The sequence below is a fragment of the Pseudomonas sp. TE21394 genome, assembly GCF_054057835.1.
This window is the reverse complement of the sequence record NZ_JBSRZR010000001.1, coordinates 3463816-3483982: the sequence shown is the minus strand read 5'-3', so window position 1 is coordinate 3483982 and position 20167 is coordinate 3463816. Positions and strand designations below refer to the sequence as shown.

Annotated in this window: 21 protein-coding genes; 11 read left to right on the top strand and 10 right to left on the bottom strand. The window is 64.5% G+C overall.

What is annotated here, in order from left to right; all coding sequences use genetic code 11:
* The first annotated feature begins 103 nt into the window (after window positions 1-103).
* Entirely contained in the window at window positions 104-988 is an 885-nt protein-coding gene (locus tag ACVWZT_RS15985; RefSeq protein ID WP_170031242.1) for a LysR substrate-binding domain-containing protein, read from the top strand.
* 102 nt (window positions 989-1090) lie between these two features.
* Here ACVWZT_RS15985 and ACVWZT_RS15980 read toward each other — a convergent pair whose 3' ends face one another.
* The 6 genes from ACVWZT_RS15980 to ACVWZT_RS15955 form a co-directional block, all read right to left on the bottom strand.
* Window positions 1091-2509 carry an amino acid permease gene (locus ACVWZT_RS15980; protein WP_457470233.1) on the bottom strand — a complete coding sequence of 473 codons (1419 nt, stop codon included), beginning with the start codon at window positions 2507-2509 and terminating at the stop codon, window positions 1091-1093.
* Window positions 2510-3163: 654 nt separating this feature from the next.
* Window positions 3164-4231: a 23S rRNA pseudouridine(2605) synthase RluB gene (rluB, locus tag ACVWZT_RS15975; protein ID WP_457470232.1), complete on the bottom strand. Its 1068-nt coding sequence runs from the start codon at window positions 4229-4231 to the stop codon at window positions 3164-3166.
* A gap of 212 nt (window positions 4232-4443) precedes the next feature.
* Window positions 4444-5214, bottom strand: coding sequence for an SMC-Scp complex subunit ScpB (scpB, locus tag ACVWZT_RS15970; RefSeq protein ID WP_296232435.1), 771 nt, complete (start codon window positions 5212-5214; stop codon window positions 4444-4446).
* Window positions 5201-5926 (bottom strand): segregation and condensation protein A, encoded by a 726-nt coding sequence (locus ACVWZT_RS15965; RefSeq protein ID WP_457472084.1) that lies wholly within the window; start codon window positions 5924-5926, stop codon window positions 5201-5203. The genes scpB and ACVWZT_RS15965 overlap by 14 nt, the downstream gene beginning before the upstream one ends.
* A 125-nt stretch (window positions 5927-6051) precedes the next feature.
* Window positions 6052-6681: an L-threonylcarbamoyladenylate synthase gene (locus ACVWZT_RS15960; protein ID WP_200627528.1), complete on the bottom strand. Its 630-nt coding sequence runs from the start codon at window positions 6679-6681 to the stop codon at window positions 6052-6054.
* A gap of 13 nt (window positions 6682-6694) precedes the next feature.
* The gene (locus ACVWZT_RS15955) at window positions 6695-7555 is read right to left on the bottom strand and encodes a PHP domain-containing protein (RefSeq protein WP_296232434.1); all 861 of its coding nucleotides are present in this window, start codon (window positions 7553-7555) and stop codon (window positions 6695-6697) included.
* Window positions 7556-7622: 67 nt separating this feature from the next.
* On the opposite strand from ACVWZT_RS15955, the gene ACVWZT_RS15950 reads away from it, so the two are divergent.
* The 5 genes from ACVWZT_RS15950 to ACVWZT_RS15930 all read left to right on the top strand — a co-directional run bounded on the left by ACVWZT_RS15950 (window position 7623) and on the right by ACVWZT_RS15930 (window position 11247).
* Window positions 7623-8216, top strand: coding sequence for a septation protein A (locus ACVWZT_RS15950; protein ID WP_296232433.1), 594 nt, complete (start codon window positions 7623-7625; stop codon window positions 8214-8216).
* Window position 8217: 1 nt separating this feature from the next.
* Entirely contained in the window at window positions 8218-8517 is a 300-nt protein-coding gene (locus ACVWZT_RS15945; protein ID WP_296232432.1) for a YciI family protein, read from the top strand.
* 141 nt (window positions 8518-8658) lie between these two features.
* Entirely contained in the window at window positions 8659-9336 is a 678-nt protein-coding gene (locus ACVWZT_RS15940; protein ID WP_225778741.1) for a response regulator transcription factor, read from the top strand.
* Window positions 9337-9437: 101 nt separating this feature from the next.
* Complete coding sequence (locus ACVWZT_RS15935) at window positions 9438-9854, top strand: Spy/CpxP family protein refolding chaperone (protein ID WP_457470230.1); 417 nt, start codon at window positions 9438-9440, stop codon at window positions 9852-9854.
* Between the two features lie 55 nt (window positions 9855-9909).
* Complete coding sequence (locus ACVWZT_RS15930) at window positions 9910-11247, top strand: ATP-binding protein (protein WP_457470229.1); 1338 nt, start codon at window positions 9910-9912, stop codon at window positions 11245-11247.
* Window positions 11248-11287: 40 nt separating this feature from the next.
* Here the strand turns inward: ACVWZT_RS15930 and ACVWZT_RS15925 are convergent, their stop codons facing one another.
* Window positions 11288-11845, bottom strand: coding sequence for an NAD(P)H nitroreductase (locus tag ACVWZT_RS15925; RefSeq protein WP_457470227.1), 558 nt, complete (start codon window positions 11843-11845; stop codon window positions 11288-11290).
* A gap of 102 nt (window positions 11846-11947) precedes the next feature.
* Between ACVWZT_RS15925 and ACVWZT_RS15920 the strand changes: the two genes are divergently transcribed.
* Window positions 11948-13402, top strand: coding sequence for a TrkH family potassium uptake protein (locus ACVWZT_RS15920; protein ID WP_289130991.1), 1455 nt, complete (start codon window positions 11948-11950; stop codon window positions 13400-13402).
* Here ACVWZT_RS15920 and ACVWZT_RS15915 read toward each other — a convergent pair.
* Window positions 13359-14420 (bottom strand): AraC family transcriptional regulator, encoded by a 1062-nt coding sequence (locus ACVWZT_RS15915; RefSeq protein ID WP_296232420.1) that lies wholly within the window; start codon window positions 14418-14420, stop codon window positions 13359-13361. The two genes, ACVWZT_RS15920 and ACVWZT_RS15915, sit on opposite strands and share 44 nt — an antisense overlap.
* Window positions 14421-14562: 142 nt before the next feature.
* On the opposite strand from ACVWZT_RS15915, the gene ACVWZT_RS15910 reads away from it, so the two are divergent.
* The gene (locus ACVWZT_RS15910) at window positions 14563-14874 is read left to right on the top strand and encodes a DUF962 domain-containing protein (RefSeq protein ID WP_296232419.1); all 312 of its coding nucleotides are present in this window, start codon (window positions 14563-14565) and stop codon (window positions 14872-14874) included.
* Window positions 14875-14892: 18 nt separating this feature from the next.
* Here the strand turns inward: ACVWZT_RS15910 and ACVWZT_RS15905 are convergent, their stop codons facing one another.
* On the bottom strand, window positions 14893-15705 hold the full coding sequence (locus ACVWZT_RS15905; RefSeq protein WP_457470226.1) for a UDP-2,3-diacylglucosamine diphosphatase: 813 nt from the start codon (window positions 15703-15705) through the stop codon (window positions 14893-14895).
* Between the two features lie 128 nt (window positions 15706-15833).
* Here ACVWZT_RS15905 and ACVWZT_RS15900 point away from each other — a divergent pair, with 128 nt between their 5' ends.
* Both ACVWZT_RS15900 and ACVWZT_RS15895 read left to right on the top strand, forming a co-directional pair.
* Window positions 15834-16604, top strand: coding sequence for an AraC family transcriptional regulator (locus tag ACVWZT_RS15900; protein WP_457470224.1), 771 nt, complete (start codon window positions 15834-15836; stop codon window positions 16602-16604).
* 115 nt (window positions 16605-16719) lie between these two features.
* Window positions 16720-17610, top strand: coding sequence for a DMT family transporter (locus tag ACVWZT_RS15895; RefSeq protein WP_457470223.1), 891 nt, complete (start codon window positions 16720-16722; stop codon window positions 17608-17610).
* Here ACVWZT_RS15895 and ACVWZT_RS15890 read toward each other — a convergent pair whose 3' ends face one another.
* Window positions 17611-17892 carry a SelT/SelW/SelH family protein gene (locus ACVWZT_RS15890; protein WP_296232415.1) on the bottom strand — a complete coding sequence of 94 codons (282 nt, stop codon included), beginning with the start codon at window positions 17890-17892 and terminating at the stop codon, window positions 17611-17613.
* 67 nt (window positions 17893-17959) lie between these two features.
* Between ACVWZT_RS15890 and ACVWZT_RS15885 the strand changes: the two genes are divergently transcribed.
* Entirely contained in the window at window positions 17960-20146 is a 2187-nt protein-coding gene (locus ACVWZT_RS15885; RefSeq protein ID WP_457470222.1) for a patatin-like phospholipase family protein, read from the top strand.
* Window positions 20147-20167 lie beyond the last annotated feature (21 nt).

The following is a 20167-nucleotide window of genomic DNA, read 5'->3' as shown; positions in this document are numbered from 1 at the left end:
CGGCATGAGTGAAGGCATGCGGGGATGACGTATAGGCCAATGTTCCTGTAGTTTCGCGTCAGGGGCAAACGGATAATCCTGCCGCTATCGATGACTTCCATGAATGAATTACCGCCACCTGACCCCCTCCATGTCGCTGCTGCTGGCCTTCGAGGCTGCCGCCCGACATGAAAGCTATACCCGCGCCGCCGCCGAACTGTCGCTGACCCAGAGCGCAGTCAGCCGCCAGGTACAGGCACTGGAACAGCAGCTGGGGCTGACCCTGTTCCGCCGTGAAGGGCGCCAGGTGCAGCTCACGGATGTCGGGCGCCTGTACCAACGGGAACTCAGCGAGGCCCTGGGGCGCATCCGCAGTGCCACCCTGCAGGCACTGGCCTACCAGTCGGGGGTCGGTACCTTGCGCCTGGCCACCCTGCCCACCTTCGGCTCGAAGTGGCTGCTGCCGCGGCTGCACGCGTTCTACAGCGCCCACCCGGGCATGCTGGTGCACATTCATTCACGCATCGAAGCCATCAATTTCGACACCAGCGAGATCGACGCCGCCATCGGCGTGGCCAGCCACGACCTGCCGGGGCTGGTCTGCCATCGCCTGCATGCCGAGCAACTGGTGGTGATCCTGCCGCCGGAAGCTGGCGCGGATGGCCAGGGCTGGAGCCCGGCCCGGATCAGTGAAGAGGTGCTGCTGAACGTGGCCAACAACCCGCATGCCTGGGGCGAGTGGTTCTCCCACCATGGCCTGGCGCACCGGGCGATGCGCCTGGGGCCGAGCTTCGAGCTGACCTCGCACCTGATCCAGGCGGTACGGGCCGGTATCGGCATCGGCCTGGTGCCGCGCATCCTGGTGGAAGAAGAGTTGGCCAAGGGCGAGCTGTACAGCCCCGGCGAGGCGTTTGCCAGCCAGCGCAGTTATTACCTGATCTACCCGCCGCGGAACGAGGCGTTGCCATCGTTGCGGGCATTCAGAAGCTGGTTGCTGGAGCAGATCTGACTTCTGCCTCGGCCCTGTCGCCGGCAAGCCACGGCCGGGACAGGCAAGAAAAAACCCGAAGCCAGTCACCTGGCTCCGGGTTCCCGGCTACTGCATGGCGGCCTACTTGGCCATGCCACCAGCAGCCACACCGGTATTCATCCGGCGACGCGGCTTGACCATGTACACCACGAACATGACGAACACCCACAGCGGCATCACATACACCGACACCTGGATATCCGGGATCATCAGCATGATGCCGAGGATCAGCACCACGAATGCCAGGCAGACATAGTTGCCATAGGGGTACCACAGCGCCTTGAACAGCGGCTTCTGGCCGGTGCGGTCGAGGTGTTGACGGAACTTCAGGTGCGAGTAGCTGATCATCGCCCAGTTGATCACCAGGGTCGCCACCACCAGCGACATCAGCAGCTCCAGGGCGTTCTGCGGCATCAGGTAGTTGAGCAGCACGGCGAAAAAGGTCACAGCGGCCGACGCCAGAATCGAACGCACCGGCACACCACGCTTGTCGACCTTGGCCAGCGACGCCGGGGCATCGCCCTGCTCGGCCATGCCCAGCAGCATGCGGGCGTTGCAGTAGGTGCCGCTGTTGTACACCGACAATGCTGCAGTCAGGACCACGAAGTTCAGCAAGTGCGCCGCCACGTCACTGCCCAGCAGCGAGAACACCTGCACGAACGGGCTGCTGCCATAGCTGCCACCCGAGGCAGCGATGCTGGCAACCAGGTTGTCCCACGGGGTCAGCGACAGCAGGACCACCAGGGCGCCCACATAGAAGATCAGGATGCGGTAGATGACCTGGTTGATCGCCTTGGGGATCACGGTCTTCGGCTTGTCGGCCTCGGCAGCGGTAAAGCCGAGCATTTCCAGGCCACCGAAGGAGAACATGATGAACGCCAGGGCCATCACCAGCCCGCTGACACCGTTCGGGAAGAAGCCACCATGCGACCACAGGTTGGCCACGGTCGCCTCGGGGCCGCCGCTGCCGCTGGTCAGCAGGTAGGCACCCAGGCCGATCATGCTGACGATGGCCACCACCTTGATGATGGCGAACCAGAATTCCGCTTCACCGAAGAACTTCACGTTCATCAGGTTGATGGCGTTGATCAGCACGAAGAACGCCGCCGCGGTGATCCAGGTCGGGATCTCCGGCCACCAGTAGTGGACATATTTGCCGACGGCCGACAGCTCCGACATGCCCACCAGGATGTACAGCACCCAGCAGTTCCAGCCCGACAGGAAGCCGGCGAAACCGCCCCAGTAGGTGTGGGCGAAATGGCTGAACGAGCCGGCTACCGGCTCTTCGACGATCATTTCGCCCAGTTGGCGCATGATCATGAAGGCGATGAAGCCGCAGATGGCGTAGCCAAGGATCATCGACGGGCCGGCGGATTTCATCACCCCCGCCGAACCGAGGAACAGGCCGGTACCGATCGCACCACCCAGGGCAATCAGCTGGATGTGGCGGTTCTTCAGGCCCCGCTTGAGCTCGCCTGAATGCATGTTTTGTCCACTCATGAACGAAGTCACCTGCATTGTTTTTATCTGTGACGGAATCGGACCCACCGCGCTCGTGGCGCAGCGGAATGGGCAAGGTGGTTACCTTGGGTTTCCTGAACGCTGCAGCCGCCGGAGCGGGTCAACCAGGGGTGATCAGGAGTGCGCGGTACGCAAAGGAGTCACAGGTAAAACGCGGCGCACTGTATACCCCTGCAAACGCGCAGGCGTCAACGCACTGCATCGTTTCCCTGGGAAAAAACGCAGCGATCCTGTGGTGTAGGCCTTCAAAGGCGGAGTGATCGGCGTACATGGCGCCTCCATTTGTTGTTTTGTCAGCCGGGCTCTGCGGACCGGCTTTTGCACACGGCAATGACGGCTATAACACCGTGGGGCGGGGTTTTGGGCAAGGGTGAGCGGAGCCTGGGGGCAGGCTCAGGCATTGTGGCGGCGGCAAGCAATGTTTACAGGGTCGTGGAAATTCTGAAATCCGGGCTGGATTCGGCGGCATCTGTATAGATTTTTTTACACGGCGGTTCGAGAACTTGCCAGTCGTCCGAAAAATTCTTTTTGTTCAATGTCTTGGGCCTCTTTGCGGCCCACCGCAGCAGCCGCAAATCCCACAGGCATAAAAAAACCAGCCCGAAGGCTGGTTCTCGTTACCGCAAAGGCCGATCAGCCACGCGGCTTGCCCCGACCACGGCCGGTCGGCTTGTCAGCCTCAGGCTTGCCCGGGCGCTTGCGCATCTCGCTCGGGCGCTCGGCAACGGTGCTGCCACGGCTGCTCTTGCGCGGGGCTTCCTCACGCGGCTGGCGCGCCGGGCGTTCTTCGCCAGCGCCGCCTTCGTGGGCCGGGCGCAGGCTGCGCACGCGCTCGCCACGGCCCAACGGGCGGGTCGACTTGCGCTGCAAGCGCTCCAGCTTGTCCTTGGCCTTGAGTTTCATGGCAGGCAGCGCTACTGGCTGCAGGCCCACTTCAGCGGCGAGGATGTCGATTTCGCCCTGGGTCATTTCACGCCAACGGCCCATCGGCAGGTCGGAATTGAGGAACACCGGGCCGAACCGCACGCGCTTCAGGCGGCTGACCACCATGCCCTGGGATTCCCACAGGCGACGTACCTCGCGGTTACGGCCTTCCATCACCACGCAGTGGTACCAGTGGTTGAAGCCTTCGCCACCCGGCGCCTTCTGGATGTCGGTGAACTTGGCCGGGCCGTCTTCCAGCATCACGCCAGCCTTCAGGCGCTCGATCATCTCGTCATCGACTTCGCCGCGCACACGCACCGCGTACTCACGGTCCATCTCGTAGGACGGGTGCATCAGGCGGTTGGCCAGCTCACCATCGGTGGTGAACAGGAGCAGGCCGGTAGTGTTGATGTCGAGGCGGCCAATGTTGATCCAGCGGCCTTCCTTCGGCCGTGGCAGGCGATCGAACACGGTCGGGCGACCTTCCGGGTCGTCACGGGTGCAGATCTCGCCATCGGGCTTGTTGTACATGATCACCCGGCGGGTGGCCTCGGCGGCCTCTTCGCGCTTGATCAGCTTGCCGTCCACGGCAATGGCATCGTGCAGGTCGACGCGCTGGCCAAGGGTGGCCTCGACGCCATTGACCTTGATACGGCCCTGGCTGATCCAGGCCTCGACGTCACGCCGCGAGCCCACGCCGATACGCGCCAGCACTTTCTGCAGCTTTTCGCCGGACGGAGGGGTAGGTTGGCTATCTTGCAGGTCTTGCTCACTCATCTGGGCACCTCCCGGTGTAGGAATGAAAACAGGTTCTTGGCGACGAACGCGCCAAAAGGCCGCGCATCATACGCGGTTCGACGCGGGAACGCACTGGAGCGTAGAAGGTTTTGTAGGCGTTGGCAGGAGTATCTGCCTAATGGTGATGTGTTGGCAGTACCGGCCTCTTCGCGGGTGAACCCGCGAAGAGGCCCGTGCAGGCAACAGAAGAATCAGGGCTGCACCTTGCCCTCTTCCTCCATCGAGGCCCCAGGCTCCTCTTCACGCAAGTCATCGAAGTCGGTCTTCAACCCTTCTTCCATGGCATCCAGCTCCACCAGCAGGCTACGGAAACTGGTCTCCTCCTTCGGCTCGGCAACTTGCTCTTCTGCGCCAAGGCTGGCATCGGCCAACGCCTGCAGGTGCGCCGGTACCGGCGCATCATCCGGGTCGAGCAGCGGCTCGGGCTGCATTTCCCGCAGCTCGGCCAGGGCCGGCAGTTCGTCCAGGCTCTTCAGGTTGAAATGATCGAGAAAGCCCTTGGTGGTGGCGAACATCGCCGGCCGCCCGGGCACCTCGCGGTAACCGACCACGCGAACCCACTCGCGCTCCATGAGGGTCTTGATGATGTTGCTGTTCACCGCCACCCCACGCACATCCTCGATCTCGCCACGGGTGATCGGCTGGCGGTAGGCGATCAAGGCCAAGGTTTCCAGCAGCGCGCGTGAATAGCGCTGCGGGCGCTCTTCCCACAGGCGCCCGACCCAGGGGGCAAAGTCTTCGCGAATCTGCAGGCGGTAGCCGCTGGCCACTTCCTTGAGTTCGAAGGCACGGCCAGTGCACGATGTGCCCAGCAGCTCCAGGGCCTGCTTGAAGACCTTGGGCTCTGGCCGTTCGGCCTCTTCGAACAGCTCGTACAGGCGTTCCAGCGATTGCGGCTTGCCCGAAGCCAGCAGGAAGGCCTCGATCAGCGACGCCAGGTCACGGGGTTCATTCAGGTTCATCAGGTTCTTCTACAAGCGCCGGGCGAAGCCGCACGTGGATGGCGGCGAAGGGTTCATTCTGCACCAGTTCGACCAGCGATTCCTTCACCAGCTCAAGGATCGCCATGAAGGTCACCACCACGCCCAGCTTGCCCTCCTCGGCAGCAAACAGCTCGACGAACGGCACGAAGCCGCCGCCCTTCAGGCGCTCCAGCACCAGGCTCATGCGTTCCCGGGTGGACAGGGTCTCGCGGGTGATCTGGTGGCTCTCGAACAAGTCGTTGCGGCGCATCACCTCGGCCATGGACACCAGCAGCTCTTCCAGGCTGACCTGGGGCAACAGCTTGCGCACCTTGGCCTGCGGTGCCTCCAGGCGTGGCACCACGACCTCGCGGCCAACCCGGGGCAACCCATCGATGCCTTCGGCGGCAGCCTTGAAACGCTCATACTCCTGCAGGCGGCGGATCAGTTCGGCGCGTGGGTCGCCCTCCTCCTCCTCGACATCGGCCGAGCGCGGCAGCAGCATGCGCGACTTGATCTCGGCGAGCATGGCGGCCATCACCAGGTATTCGGCCGCCAGCTCCAGGCGCACGCTCTTCATCAGCTCCACATAACCCATGTACTGGCGGGTGATTTCCGCCACCGGGATGTCGAGGATGTCGATGTTCTGCTTGCGGATCAGGTACAGCAACAGGTCCAGCGGGCCTTCGAAAGCTTCGAGGATGACCTCCAGCGCGTCCGGCGGGATGTACAGGTCCAGCGGCAGCTCGGTCAGGGCTTCGCCATAGACCAGCGCCAGCTGCAGTTGCCGCGGCGCCTCGGCCAGTTCGGGCGGTGCCTCGGGTGTTTCGACCTGGCTCACGCGTTGACCAGGAATGGCGTGGGGTCGCCGCAGCCTTCGCGGATCAGCTCCGGCTCGTCACCGGACAGGTCGATGATGGTCGAGGCCTTGAGGTCGCCAAAACCGCCGTCGATCACCAGGTCGACATGATGCTCCAGGCGCTCGCGAATCTCGTACGGGTCGGTCATCGGCTCGTCGTCGCCCGGCAGGATCAGGCTCACGCTCATCAGCGGCTCGCCCAGCTCGGCGAGCAAGGCCAGGGTAATGGCATGGTCGGGCACGCGCAGGCCGATGGTGCGGCGCTTTTCGTGCAGCAGCAGGCGCGGTACTTCGCGGGTGCCATTGAGAATGAAGGTATAAGGCCCCGGCACATGCGCCTTGAGCAGGCGGAAGGTGCCGGTATCGACCTTGGCATACAGCCCCAACTGCGACATGTCACAGCACATCAGGGTGAAATTGTGGGTCTTGTCCAGGCCGCGCAGGCGTCGCACCCGTTCGATCGCCGCCTTGTCGCCGATCTGGCAGCCCAGGGCGTAGGCCGAGTCGGTCGGATACACCACCACGCCGCCCTTGCGGATGATCTCCACCGCCTGGCGGATCAGCCGCGGCTGGGGGTTCTCCGGATGAATCTGGAAAAATTGGCTCACGTAGTCGTCCTGTTCATACCGCCAAAGGCTGTTCATGGCTGAATCGGCGCCACAGAGGTGGCAGGTCCTCGGGCAAAGGCCGGTAGGCACCGATCTCGCCCCAGGTGCCGGGGCCGTGGAAATCACTGCCAGCGCTTGCCAGCAGGCCGAACTCACGGGTGAGGATGGACATCGTGCCCACCTGCTCGGCCGGCATCATTCCGTTGACCACCTCCAGTGCCTGCCCGCCTGCCTGAATATAGTCGGCAATCAGCCTTCTGCGCTTGCTGCGGGTCAGGTCGTAGTGCATGGGATGCGCCAGGCTCACCCAAGCGTTGGACTGGCGCAGGGTGGCAACGGTTTCATCGAGGCTCGGCCAATGCTGCTTGACATCGCCCAGCTTGCCGGCGCCCAGCCACTTGCGAAACGCCTCGCCGCGGTCCTTGACGTGCCCGGCACGCACCAGGTATTCGGCAAAATGCGGGCGCGCCGGGGCGTTGCCACTGTCGCCCAGTTCGTGCTGCACGGCGCGGGCGCCTTCGAGGGCGCCGGGCATGCCCTTGGCCGCCAGCCGTTTGTCGATTTCTTCGGCGCGCAGCCAGCGGCCACGGTGCAGCGCTTCGATCGCCGCCAGCAGCGGCGGCGCGTCGAGCGGGAAATCATAGCCCAGCACATGGATGGTCGCGCCGCCCCAGGTGCACGACAGCTCCACCCCGCTGACCCAGTGCATGCCCTTGTCGCGGCAGGCCTGGCGCGCCTCGGGCAGGCCCTCGATGGTGTCATGGTCGGTCAGTGCCAGCGTTTGCACCCCGTGCTCATGGGCCCGGGCGACCAGCGCCGAAGGCGACAGGGCGCCGTCGGAGGCCGTGCTGTGACAGTGCAGATCAACATTCATGGAGGAGCGCTTTCGCTGGAATCGATGTTTGTTATTATGCCGTCACATCCCGATTCTGGCTGCCATTGTGAAACAATTCATCGATTTCATTCCGCTGTTGCTGTTCTTCATCGTCTACAAGCTCGACCCGCGCCCCATGGAGGTCGCCGGCCACAGCTTCGAATTCGGCGGGATCTACAGCGCCACGGCCATGCTGATCATCAGCTCGCTGGTGGTCTACGGCGCGCTGTTCCTGCGTCAGCGCAAGCTGGAGAAGGGCCAGTGGCTGACTTTGGTGGCGTGCCTGGTGTTCGGCGGCCTGACCTTGACCTTTCACAGCGAAACCTTCCTCAAGTGGAAGGCGCCGGTGGTCAACTGGCTGTTCGCCCTGGGCTTCGCCGGCAGCCACTTCATCGGCGACCGGGTGCTGATCAAGCGCATCATGGGCCATGCGCTGAGCCTGCCCGACCTCATCTGGACCCGCCTGAACCTGGCCTGGATCGGCTTTTTCCTTTTCTGCGGCGCGGCCAACCTGTTCGTCGCCTTCACCTTCCAGGACTTCTGGGTCGACTTCAAGGTGTTCGGCAGCCTGGGCATGACCGTGATGTTCCTGGTGGCGCAAGGTGTGTACCTGTCGCGCCACCTGCACGACGACCCTTCTACCTCCAAACCCAAGGATTGACATGCTCTACGCCATCATCGCCAGCGACGTCGCAAACTCCCTGGAAAAACGCCTGGCTGCCCGCCCGGCGCACATCGAGCGCCTGCAGCAACTGAAAGCCGAAGGCCGCGTGGTGCTGGCCGGCCCGCACCCGGCCATCGATAGCAATGACCCGGGCGAAGCGGGTTTCAGCGGCAGCCTGATCGTTGCCGAGTTCGCTTCCCTGGCGGCGGCGCAGGCCTGGGCCGATGCCGACCCTTACATTGCAGCGGGCGTATACGACAAGGTTGTGGTCAAGCCATTCAAGCAAGTGCTGCCTTGACCTGATACGCGTCGGCATCTTTCGCGGGCTTGCTCGCGAAGGCTGGCGCGGTGCCGGCAGTTATACGATTGCCATCAGTCTGCGGTATCTTTGCCACTGGCGGGCCGAATAGTCGCCGTCAATGGTTGAATTGAGTGAGTCATGAGCGAGCTGTTACTGATTGATGATGACCAGGAACTGTGCGAACTGCTTGGCAGCTGGCTGACCCAGGAAGGGTTCACCGTGCGTGCCTGCCATGATGGCAAGAGCGCCCGCCAGGCCCTGGCCACGCATGCCCCGGCGGCCGTGGTGCTGGATGTGATGCTGCCCGATGGCAGTGGCCTGGAGCTGCTCAAGCAGTTGCGCAGCGAGCATGCCGAGCTGCCAGTGGTAATGCTTTCGGCCCGCGGCGAACCGCTGGACCGCATTCTCGGCCTGGAACTGGGCGCCGACGATTACCTGGCCAAACCGTGCGACCCACGTGAACTCACCGCCCGCCTGCGCGCCGTGCTGCGCCGCAGCCACCCTGCCGCCACCAGCAGCCAGGTGGAGCTGGGCGACCTGGTCTACAGCCCTGCCCGTGGCGTGGCCAGCATCGATGGCCGCGAAATGACCCTGACCCTGTCCGAGAGCCGCATTCTCGAAGCCCTGCTGCGCCAACCGGGCGAGCCGCTGGACAAGCAGGAACTGGCGCAGATCGGCCTGGGCCGCAAACTGACCCTGTACGACCGCAGCCTGGACATGCACGTCAGCAACCTGCGCAAGAAGATCGGCCCGCACGCCGATGGCCGCCCGCGCATCGTGGCCCTGCGCAGCCGCGGCTATTACTACTGCCTCTGACCCTCTTTACCGAGCCTTTACCCTCCGCTGACGGCGCTTGACGGTGCTCTCCCTAGACTGTGTTCATCCGGTAGACACCGGCCCATGAAAGGAGAGACACCATGCGCAAGACCCTTATCGCCCTGATGTTTGCCGCCGCCCTGCCGACCGTGGCCCTGGCCATGCCTGAAGACGGCCCGCGCCACGGCGGCCCGCATCATCGCGGTGACGCGCCGTTCCACCAGCTGGACCTGAGCCGTGACCAGCGCCAGCAGATCGGCAAGCTGATGGGCGAACAGATGAAGCAGCGCCGCGAGATCACCGAGCGCTACCTGTCCAAGCTGCCAGCGGCCGACCAGAAGGCCATGAAGGACGAGCTGCAGGCCAGCCGCGACAAGACCGACAGCGCGGTCCGTGCCCTGCTCAAGCCGGAGCAGCAGAAGCAGTTCGACGAGTTGCAGAAGGAACGCGCCGCCCGTAAAGCCGAGTGGCAGGAGTTCCAGGCCTGGAAAGCTGAAAAAGGCGCCAAGGCCCAGTAAGCTGACAGCTTGTGCCCGGCCCGCCCAGAGCGGGCCGGGTTTTTCCGTTTAGGAGGTGCACTTGCGTTCACTGTTCTGGCGCGTCCTGGCCAGTTTCTGGCTGGCCATCGCCCTGGTCGCGGGCCTGTCGATCCTGCTGGGCCACATGCTCAACCAGGATGCCTGGATCCTGAGCCGCCACCCGGGCCTCAATACCTTGGCCAGCCAGTGGGCCAGGCACTACGAGCAGGAAGGCCTGGCTTCGGCACAGCAGTTCCTGGAGCGACGCAAAGAGCGCTTCAAGATCGACGTGCAAGTGCTCGACGACAGTGGCGAAGCCGTCGTGCCCGGCACCTTCCCGCGCCGTGCGGCAGCTTTGGAGGCACGCCAGCACAACGACCAGCGGCGCCTGCCCTGGCGCCGGCTGACCGAGGAATACACCAGCCCCGACACAGGCGAGACCTACCTGCTGATCTACCGTATCCCCCACCCGGCACTGGTTGCCTGGCACCGTGAAAGCCTGCTGTGGCCGCTCAGCGCCCTGGGGATCGCACTGGTGGTACTGACCCTGTTCAGCCTGTTGGTAACGCTGTCAATCACCCGCCCGCTCAGCCGCCTGCGCAGCGCCGTGCACGACCTGGGCCAGACCACCTACCAGCAGAACAGCCTGGCGCAACTGGCGGCGCGGCGCGACGAGTTCGGCGTGCTGGCCAAGGACTTCAACAAGATGGGCGCACGCCTGCAAAGCACCATCGGCAGCCAGCGCCAGTTGTTGCGCGACGTGTCCCATGAACTGCGCTCACCGCTGGCAAGGCTGCGCATCGCCCTGGCCCTGGCCGAGCGCGCCGAACCTGGGCAGCGGGAGGCGCTGTGGCCGCGGCTGACTCGCGAATGCGACCGTCTGGAAGACCTGATCAGCGAAATACTCACTCTGGCGCGGGTCGATGCCGAACAGGCCCATGCCGAGCCGGTCGACCTCAATGCCGTGCTCGGCAGCGTGCGCAAGGATGCACAGCTCAGTGCGCCGGAGCAGGACGTGCGCCTGGAGGCGCAGCCGGGCTTGACCTTGCAAGGTTGGCCAACGCTGATCGAGCGCGCCGTGGACAACCTGCTACGCAACGCGCTGCGCTTCAACCCGGTGGGCCAGCCGATCGAAATCAGCGCCGCGCGCGAGCAAGGCCGCATCCTGGTGAGCGTACGCGACCATGGGCCCGGGGCGGCGGCCGAGCATCTGCAACAGCTCGGTGAGCCATTCTTCCGCGCGCCGGGGCAGGAAGCGCCGGGGCATGGGCTGGGGTTGGCGATTGCACGCAAGGCGGCGGAGCGCCATGGCGGCAGCCTGGTGCTGGAGAACCACCCACAGGGCGGATTCGTGGCCAGGCTGGAGTTGCCTGCGGAAGCAGTCCCGGCTTGAAATGGCCGGGTCTACTGCGCAGCCCCGGCATTCTCGGCGGTTATTCGCCCCAGGCGCTGACGAAATCAGTGATGTCCAGAACCGGCGCCGTACGCGGCTCGGCCAGTGGCGTACCGACATACAGGTAGCCAATCAGCTCCTCGTTCTCAGCCAGCCCCAGGCCCTTGTGCACATGGACATCGTAGGCCATGTCACCGGTTCGCCATACCGCCCCGATCCCTTGCGCATGCGCCGCAATCAGGATGCCATGCGCCGCACAGCCCGCCGCCAGGCGCTGCTCGGAACCAGGCACCTTGAAATGGTCCTGCACGCGGGCAATCACCACGATCAGCAACGGCGCCCGCAACGGCATGGCGCGGGCCTTGTCCAGTGCAGCCTGGCTGGCATCGCCCTTGCGCTGCAGTGCTTCAGCGAACAGCTCGCCCAGTTTCTCGCGGCCCTGGCCTTCGATGGTAAGGAACCGCCAAGGCCGCAGCTGGCCGTGGTCCGGGGCACGCAGCGCGGCCTGGAACAGCGCCTCGCGCTGGGCGGCATTGGGGGCCGGGTCAGTCAGGCGTGGCACGGAAACACGGTTGAGCAATGCGTCGAGAGCCTCCATCGGCTACCCTCCTGGCAGGTGAATGTGGCGCCATTCTAGCGTTTACATCACCAGACCCATAGGTAGAATGGCGCCCTTCCGTTTCGAGTCAGAGCAGATCACATGGCGTTGCCGACCTTAAGGATCATTGGTTTCATCATCGGCATCTTCCTGATTACCCTCGCTGTCAGCATGGCCGTGCCCATGGCGACCCTGGTGATCTTCGAACGCACCGGTGACATGCCGTCGTTCCTCTGGTCTAGCCTGGTCACCTTCCTCGCCGGCCTGGCCCTGGTGGTCCAGGGCCGCCCCGAGCATGTGCACCTGCGCCCGCGCGACATGTACCTGCTGACGGTCAGCAGCTGGCTGGTGGTGTGCGTGTTCGCCGCCCTGCCCTTCCTGCTGACCCAGCACATCAGCTACACCGACGCCTTCTTCGAAAGCATGTCGGGCATCACCGCCACCGGTGCTACCGTGCTCAGCGGGCTCGACAGCATGTCACCGGGCATCCTGATGTGGCGCTCGATGCTGCACTGGCTTGGCGGCATCGGCTTCATCGGCATGGCGGTAGCGATCCTGCCACTGCTGCGCATCGGTGGCATGCGCCTGTTCCAGACCGAATCGTCCGACCGTTCCGAGAAGGTCATGCCACGCTCGCATATGGTCGCCAAGTCGATCGTGGGGGTGTACGTCGGCTTTTCGATCCTCGGCGCGCTGGCCTTCTGGTGGGCCGGGATGAGCCCCTTCGATGCCATCAACCACGCCATGTCGGCAATTTCCACCGGCGGGTTTTCCACCTCCGACCAGTCGCTGGCGAAATGGGACATCCCCGCCGTGCACTGGGTCGCGGTGGTGGTGATGATCCTCGGTAGCCTGCCCTTCACGCTGTATGTCGCGACCCTGCGTGGCAACCGCAAGGCGCTGCTTCGCGACCAGCAGGTACAGGGCTTGCTCGGCATGCTGCTGGTCACCTGGCTGGTGCTAGGCACCTGGTACTGGGCCACCACCCAGATGCACTGGCTCGACGCCCTGCGCCACGTGGCCCTGAATGTGACCTCGGTGGTTACCACCACCGGCTTCGCCCTGGGCGACTACAGCCTGTGGGGTAACTTCTCGTTGATGCTGTTCTTCTACCTGGGCTTCGTCGGGGGCTGCTCCGGCTCGACCGCCGGCGGCATCAAGATCTTCCGCTTCCAGGTCGCCTACATTCTGCTCAAGGCCAGCCTCAATCAGCTGATCCACCCGCGCGCGGTGATCAAGCAGAAGTACAACGGTCACCGCCTTGACGAAGAAATCGTGCGCTCGATCCTGACCTTCTCGTTCTTCTTCGCCATCACCATCTGCGTGATGGCACTGTTGCTGTCGCTGCTGGGCGTAGACTGGATGACCGCCCTGACCGGTGCTGCCGGCACGGTCTCCGGTGTAGGCCCGGGCCTGGGTGAGGTGATCGGCCCGTCAGGCAACTATGCCAGCCTGCCGGACGCGGCCAAGTGGATCCTCTCCAGCGGCATGCTGCTCGGCCGCCTGGAGATCATCACCGTGCTAGTGCTGTGTATGCCAGCGTTCTGGCGTCACTGAGCCCCGCGGCCGTAGCGCCCAGGCGGGCACGGTACTCGCTGGGCGTGGTATCGAACCAGCGGCGGAACGCCCGGTAGAAGTTGCTGGGGTCGGCGAAACCCAGCAGGTAGGCGGTTTCCAGCAGGGTCATACCTGGTTGTGCCAGGTACTGTTCGGCCAGTTCGCGACGGGTGTCGTCGAGCAATGCCTGGAAACTGGTGCCTTCTTCCTGCAACCGCCGCTGCAAGGTGCGCTGCGACAGGTGCAGGGCCTGGGCCAGGGTTTCGCGCTTGGGCTCGCCCTGCGGCAGAATGCGGCACAGCACCTGGCGTACCCGGTGGGTTACCCGGGTTTCGGAAAAACGCGCCAGGTATTCCCCGGCAAACCGGTCGTGCAGCACCGCCATGGCTTCATTGGCGGTGGGCAACGGTGCCTCCATGTCGGCCCGCTCGAACAGCAGCGCATCGTGCGCCGCAGCGAACACCAGCGGGGCATGAAACGCCGCCTTGTAAGGCTCGACATGCTTGGGTGGCGGCCCCTGCAGCAGCACCCGGCGCGGCTGCACCGGTCGGCCGCTGAGCCATGAGCACAATGCCAGCCCGCAGGCCAGCGACGCTTCGGCACTGTGCCGGGTCGGCGGCAGATGGTCGCCGTGCACGGTCAGGATCAGCGAATACCCTTCGGGGTCGGCGACGAAGCTCAGGTCGCAGCTTTCGGCGATGATGCGCTGGTAGCGTACCAGGCGCTCGAAACCCTCGGCCAGGGTGCGGCTGGACATCAACGCATAACCCGCCACATGGAACGACGCCGGGCGCACCACCCGCGCCATGTTCAGACCAATGGCCTCATTGCCGGACAGCTCCTCCGCCAGTTGCCACAGGCGGGTCATGGCGTCCTGCGGGAAGCGCGCATCGGGGTCGTCCAGGGCAGTGAAGTCCAGCCCCAGCTGCTTGAACATGGCCCGGCAGTCCAGCCCTTCCAGCTCGAGTGCCTTCACGATCCCAGTTGCCCAGCTGGCTGACGTGGTTCTTTCGCTCATGACTGTGCAGACCGCTCCTGCGGTGCCCCCAAGGATACTCAATTGGCGCCCATTGTCACTGGAAGGCCTCGCCAGTCACTCTAGACTCGAATCAGGCTCCACGCCGTGCATCCTGTCCAAAAGTATCTGCCGGAGCAGTGCCATGAACCGCACAGCGCAGTTTCGCAGTTTTGCCGAGTTCTATCCGTACTACCTGGGGGAACACAGCAACTCCACTTGCCGCCGCCTGCACTTTGTCGGTACCAGCCTGGTGATTGCCCTGCTGGCCTACACCATCGGCAGTGGCAAATGGGCCCTGCTGCTGGCCCTGCCGGTGTTCGGCTACGGCTTCGCCTGGGTCGGGCATTTCTTTTTCGAAAAGAACCGGCCTGCCACCTTTACCCACCCGTTGTACAGCCTGGCCGGGGATTTCGTGATGTTCAGGGATATCCTGCTGGGCAAGATCAGCCTGTAGATTTTCGCGCCTGAAGCATTACGCCGGCTCCCGCAGTGCCCCGGCCTGCCGGGCCTCCCGCGCCTGCGCCTCGGCCAACCGGTACAGCTCGATCGTGCCATCCCAATGCTCGATCAGCGCCGTACACGACTCCACCCAATCCCCGCAGTTGAGGTACTCCACCTCACCCACCCGGCGAATCTCGGCATGGTGGATATGCCCACACACCACGCCGTGAAAACCACGGCGGGTGCACTCGTGGGCAATGGCATCCTCGAAATCGCTGATGAAGTTCACCGCGCCTTTGACCTTGTGCTTGAGGTATGCCGACAGTGACCAGTAGCCGTATCCATAGCGGGCCCGCCAGCGGTTGAGCCAGCGGTTGAGCACCAAGGTAAACTCGTAGGCCCGATCACCAAGAAACGCCAGCCAGCGATGGTAACGGGTAATCACATCGAACTGGTCGCCATGGATCACCAGCAGCCGACGGCCATCGGCGGTCAGGTGCTCAGCCTCGTCCACCAGCTGGATATTGCCGAGCATCAGCCTGGAATAACGGCGCAGGAATTCGTCATGGTTGCCGGTGACGTAGATCACTTCGGTACCGCGCTTGCTCATGGTCAGCAAGCGGCGCAGCACATTGGTGTGGGCCTGCGGCCAGTAGATTCCGCTGCGCAGCTTCCAGCCATCGATGATATCGCCCACCAGGTAGATGCGGTCGGCCTGGTAGCCCTTGAGGAATTGCGCAAGATGTTCGGCCTGGCAATCACGGGTACCCAGGTGCACGTCGGAGATCCACAGGGTTCGCACGCGCTGCTTGCGCGAGGGACGGGACAGTTCGGCATGGGTCATGGGCAGGCTCCGGCGCAGTTTGCTGGAGACTGGCAGGCATGGATGACAGAGCCATGGCAAAACCGTGACGAGTGATGGGCTGTCGGGAATCAGGCACAATGCGGGCCTGCCCCGCCAGGACGTTGCCCATGACCGGTCCGATCCTCTCGCTGCGCCATTACCGCCACAGCCTGATCGCCCACAGCCACGAACACCCGCAGTTGGTGTTCGGCCTGCGCGGCCGCCTGGAGTTCGAAGTCCAGGGGCATGGCGCCGGGATCGCTCGCCAGGGGCTGGTCGTGGTACCGGCAGGCGCTCATCATATCTGCGCCAGCGATAACGGCAGCGATTGCCTGGTGCTGGATGTGCCGGGGGAGCAATGGTTGCGCGAGCAACTGGGTGAGCATGCCGATGCCAGCCGCAGGCTGCTGGACCGTCCCGCCGCCCTCGGCCTGAACGAGCGCCAGCAACAGCTGGTGGACTGGCTGGCGGCCAGCCCGGTGCACGACCCGCTGATTGCCCGGCAAGGCGCCGCGCTGCTGCTGGCCAGCCTCAACCCCATGGCGGCTGCCAGCAGCGGTGCTTGCCAGCGGCTGCCGTATGCGGCGTTCGATGCGCATATCGAGGAGCATGCCGCTTACCCGTTGCAGGTAGCCGACCTGGCGCGCATCGCCGGGTTGTCCAGTGCTCGCCTGCACGCGCGCTTTACTACGGAGTGCGGGATGACGCCAATGGACTACATCCGCCAGCGACGCTTGCTCAAGGCGCGGCGGCTGGTAGTGCAGACCTTGCTGCCGCTGGGGGAGATTGCGGCGCAGGTGGGGTACAGCTCGCAGAGCGCGTTTTCGGCGGCGATGTTGCGGGCATTCGGCTGCACGCCTTTGGCTTTGCGGCGAGAGGCTGGCGACAACGCACACTAGTCTTGCGACAGAACGTGCTGGCCTGAACCTTTACACTTTGCCTGTGCCGTCCTCTTCCCGGCAAGCCCGCGAAGAGGCCGCTACTGCCAGCAAAGATCTTCAGCAAGGACCCCTCATGAACCACCGCACCGCTCTCGGCGCCCTGCACATTGGCGCGCTGTTCTTCGGCCTGACCGGCGTCTTCGGCAAGCTGGCCGCCAGCGCCAGCCCGGCAATCATCGTGTTCGGCCGCGCCGCCTTCGCCGTGCTCGCCCTGGCCCTGTTCGCCAGCCTGACCGGCCCGGGCTGGCAACGCCTGAGCGGCCAGGACGTCCGTCGCCTGCTGCTTGGCGGCATGCTGCTGGCCGGCCATTGGGTGAGCTTTTTCGTCGCCGTGAAAGTCGGCGGCGTGGCCATTGCCACCCTAGGCTTTGCCAGTTTCCCGGCTTTTACCGTGATTCTCGAGGGCCTGCTGTTCCGCGAACGGATCCGCCGCAACGAAGCCATGCTGGTGCTGCTGGTGAGCATCGGATTGATGCTGGTCACTCCGGCATTCGACCTGGCCAGCCAGGCCACCGGTGGCCTGCTCTGGGCGCTGCTGTCGGGGCTGCTGTTCGCCTTGCTGTCTCTTACCAACCGCGCCGGCTCCGGCCGCCTGCCGGCGGTACAGGCGGCGCTGTGGCAGAACCTGGTGGTGGGCCTGTGCCTGCTAGCGTTCGCCGCGCCAGGCCTGGGCGAAGTAGCCAGCCGGGACTGGCTGTGGATCGCCCTGCTCGGCATCTTCTGCACCGGCGTTGCCCACAGCCTTTTCGTTGCCAGCCTGGCCGTGATCAAGGCGCGCACCGCCGCCGTGGTGTTCGGCATGGAGCCGGTCTACGGCATTGCGGTGGCCTGGGTGGTGTTCGCCGAAACCCCGACCCTGCGCATGCTGCTGGGTGGCGCGCTGATCATCTTCGCCATCGTGCTGTCCAGCCGCCTGGCTGCCGAGCAGGCCCCCCGGCAACGGCCTGCGGCCGAGGGCACCTGATCAGCGGTCGTTGTGCCCGAGGTCACGCTGCGGATCGATCTGGTCACGCACCCGCTGCTTCAATACCTTGGCCTCGGGGAAGCCGCCATCGGCCTTGCGCTCCCAGACCTGCACGCCATTGCAGGTGATGCGGAAGATGCCCCCGGTACCCGGCTCCAGTGCCACCCGCCCGAGGTCATCGGCAAAGGTGCTGAGCAGTTCCTGGGCCAGCCAGGCGGCACGCAGCAGCCACTGGCACTGGGTGCAGTAGGTGATCACGATTTCAGGTTTGCTGTCGGCCATGGTGAAACGTCTCCAGGTGAGGGGCCGCTTATACTAGCGGTCTTTAGCCCATGGTTTGAGACTCACGATGCGCCGTTTGCTGTTCTGTTTCCTGCTTGCCCTCACCTCGCTCACGGCCTTTGCCACCGAAGCGGCCAGGCCCAAGGTTGGCCTGGTGCTGTCGGGCGGCGCGGCCCGCGGCCTGGCCCACATTGGTGTGCTCAAGGCGCTTGAACAACAAGGTGTGCGCATCGACGCCATCGCCGGTACCAGCATGGGCGCGGTGATCGGCGGCCTGTACGCCTCGGGCTACAGTGTCGAAGAGCTGGAAAAGCTTGCCACCACCCTCGACTGGCAACAGGCGCTGTCCGATGCCCCACCGCGCAAGGACGTGCCGTTCCGGCGCAAGCAGGACGACCGCGACTTCCTGGTGAAGCAGAAACTCAGCTTTCGCGACGATGGCAGCCTGGGCCTGCCACTGGGCGTGATCCAGGGCCAGAACCTGTCCTTGCTGCTGGAAAGCAAGCTGGCGCACACCGCCGACACCCGTGACTTCGACAGGCTGCCGATTCCTTTCCGGGCAGTGGCCACCGACATCGCCAGTGGCGAGAAAGTGGTGTTCAGCCATGGCCACCTGCCCCAGGTGATCCGTGCCAGCATGTCGATCCCGGCGGTGTTCGCCCCAGTCGAGCTGGACGGCCGGCTGCTGGTGGACGGCGGCATGGTCGATAACATTCCGGTGGACGTAGCCCGCGAAATGGGCGTGGACCTGGCCATCGTGGTCGACATCGGCACCCCACTGCGTGACCGCAAGCAACTGGCCACGGTGGTCGATGTGCTCAACCAGTCGATCACCCTGATGACCCGGCGCAACTCGGACGAGCAACTGGCCAGCCTGCACCGCGACGACATCCTCATCCAGCCGCCGCTGGCCGCCTTCGGTGTCACCGATTTCGGCCGCGCCGGGGACATGATCGAGGCCGGCTACCGTGCTACCCGCCTGCTCGACGCTCGCCTCGCCACCCTGCGCCAGCCCGGGGCCGATAGCAGCCTGGCAGTGGCCCGCTCGCCGCGCCAGCGTACCCCGGTGATTACCGCAATCCGGATCGAGAACGACTCCAAGGTCAGCGACGACGTCATCCGTTCGTACATCCGCCAGCCAATCGGTGCGCCGCTGGAGCTGGACCGTCTGCAGACCGACATGGGCACGCTGTATGGCCTGGACTACTTCGACCGGGTGCAATATCGCGTGGTACACAAGGGCGACGACAACACCCTGGTGATCAATGCCCGGGGCCGACGCGGTGGTACCGATTACCTGCGCCTGGGCCTCAACCTGTCGGACGACCTGCGCGGTGACAGCGCCTTCAACCTGGGTGCCAGCTACCGCGTCAACGGCATCAACAGCCTCGGCGCCGAATGGCTGACTCGTGGCCAGATCGGCGACCAGCAGGAGCTCTATAGCGAGTTCTACCAGCCGCTGGACGTGGGTTCGCGCTATTTCATCGCGCCGTACCTGGACTTCAACTCGCAGAACATCGAAGCGACCCTGGACAACGATCCGGTCGCCGAGTACCGCCTGGAGCGTTACGGCTTCGGCCTGAACGTAGGGCGGCAGATCGGTACCAACGGTGAGGTGCGCCTGGGCGTGGGCAAGGCCTGGGGCGAGGCCGAGGTGCGCATCGGCGACCAGGACCTGCCCAAGGTCAGTTTCAACGAAGGCTTCTACGAGCTGAAATACTCGTTCGACACCCTCGACAACGTGTACTTCCCGCACCGCGGCGAGGACATCGGCCTGACCTTGCGCAACTACGACAAGTCGCTGGACTCCGACCAGGATTACCGGCAGTGGATGTTCAACCTGGACAAAGCCATCAGCAGCGGGCCGAACACCCTGGTGCTGGGGGGACGCTACGGGCGCACGCTGGATGCCACCGAAGTGGTCACGTCAAGTTTCGTCCTGGGAGGGGCAAGAGAACTGTCAGGGTTCCGCCAGGACTCGGTGTCAGGGCAGAACATGAGCCTGATGCGCATGGTCTATTATCGCCGCCTGACACCACGGGCCTACCTGCCGCTGGACTTCCCGTTGTACCTTGGCGGGTCGCTGGAACGTGGGCGGGCGTGGAACAACGACAACGCTTTCGACAGTGGCTACATCAATGCCGCCAGCATTTTCCTGGGGCTGGAGACGCCATTGGGGCCGTTGAATTTCACCTATGGCGCCAACAACGCGCATGAGCAGGCGGTGTACCTGAACCTGGGGCATACCTTCTGAATCGTCAGGGCCGCAAAGCGG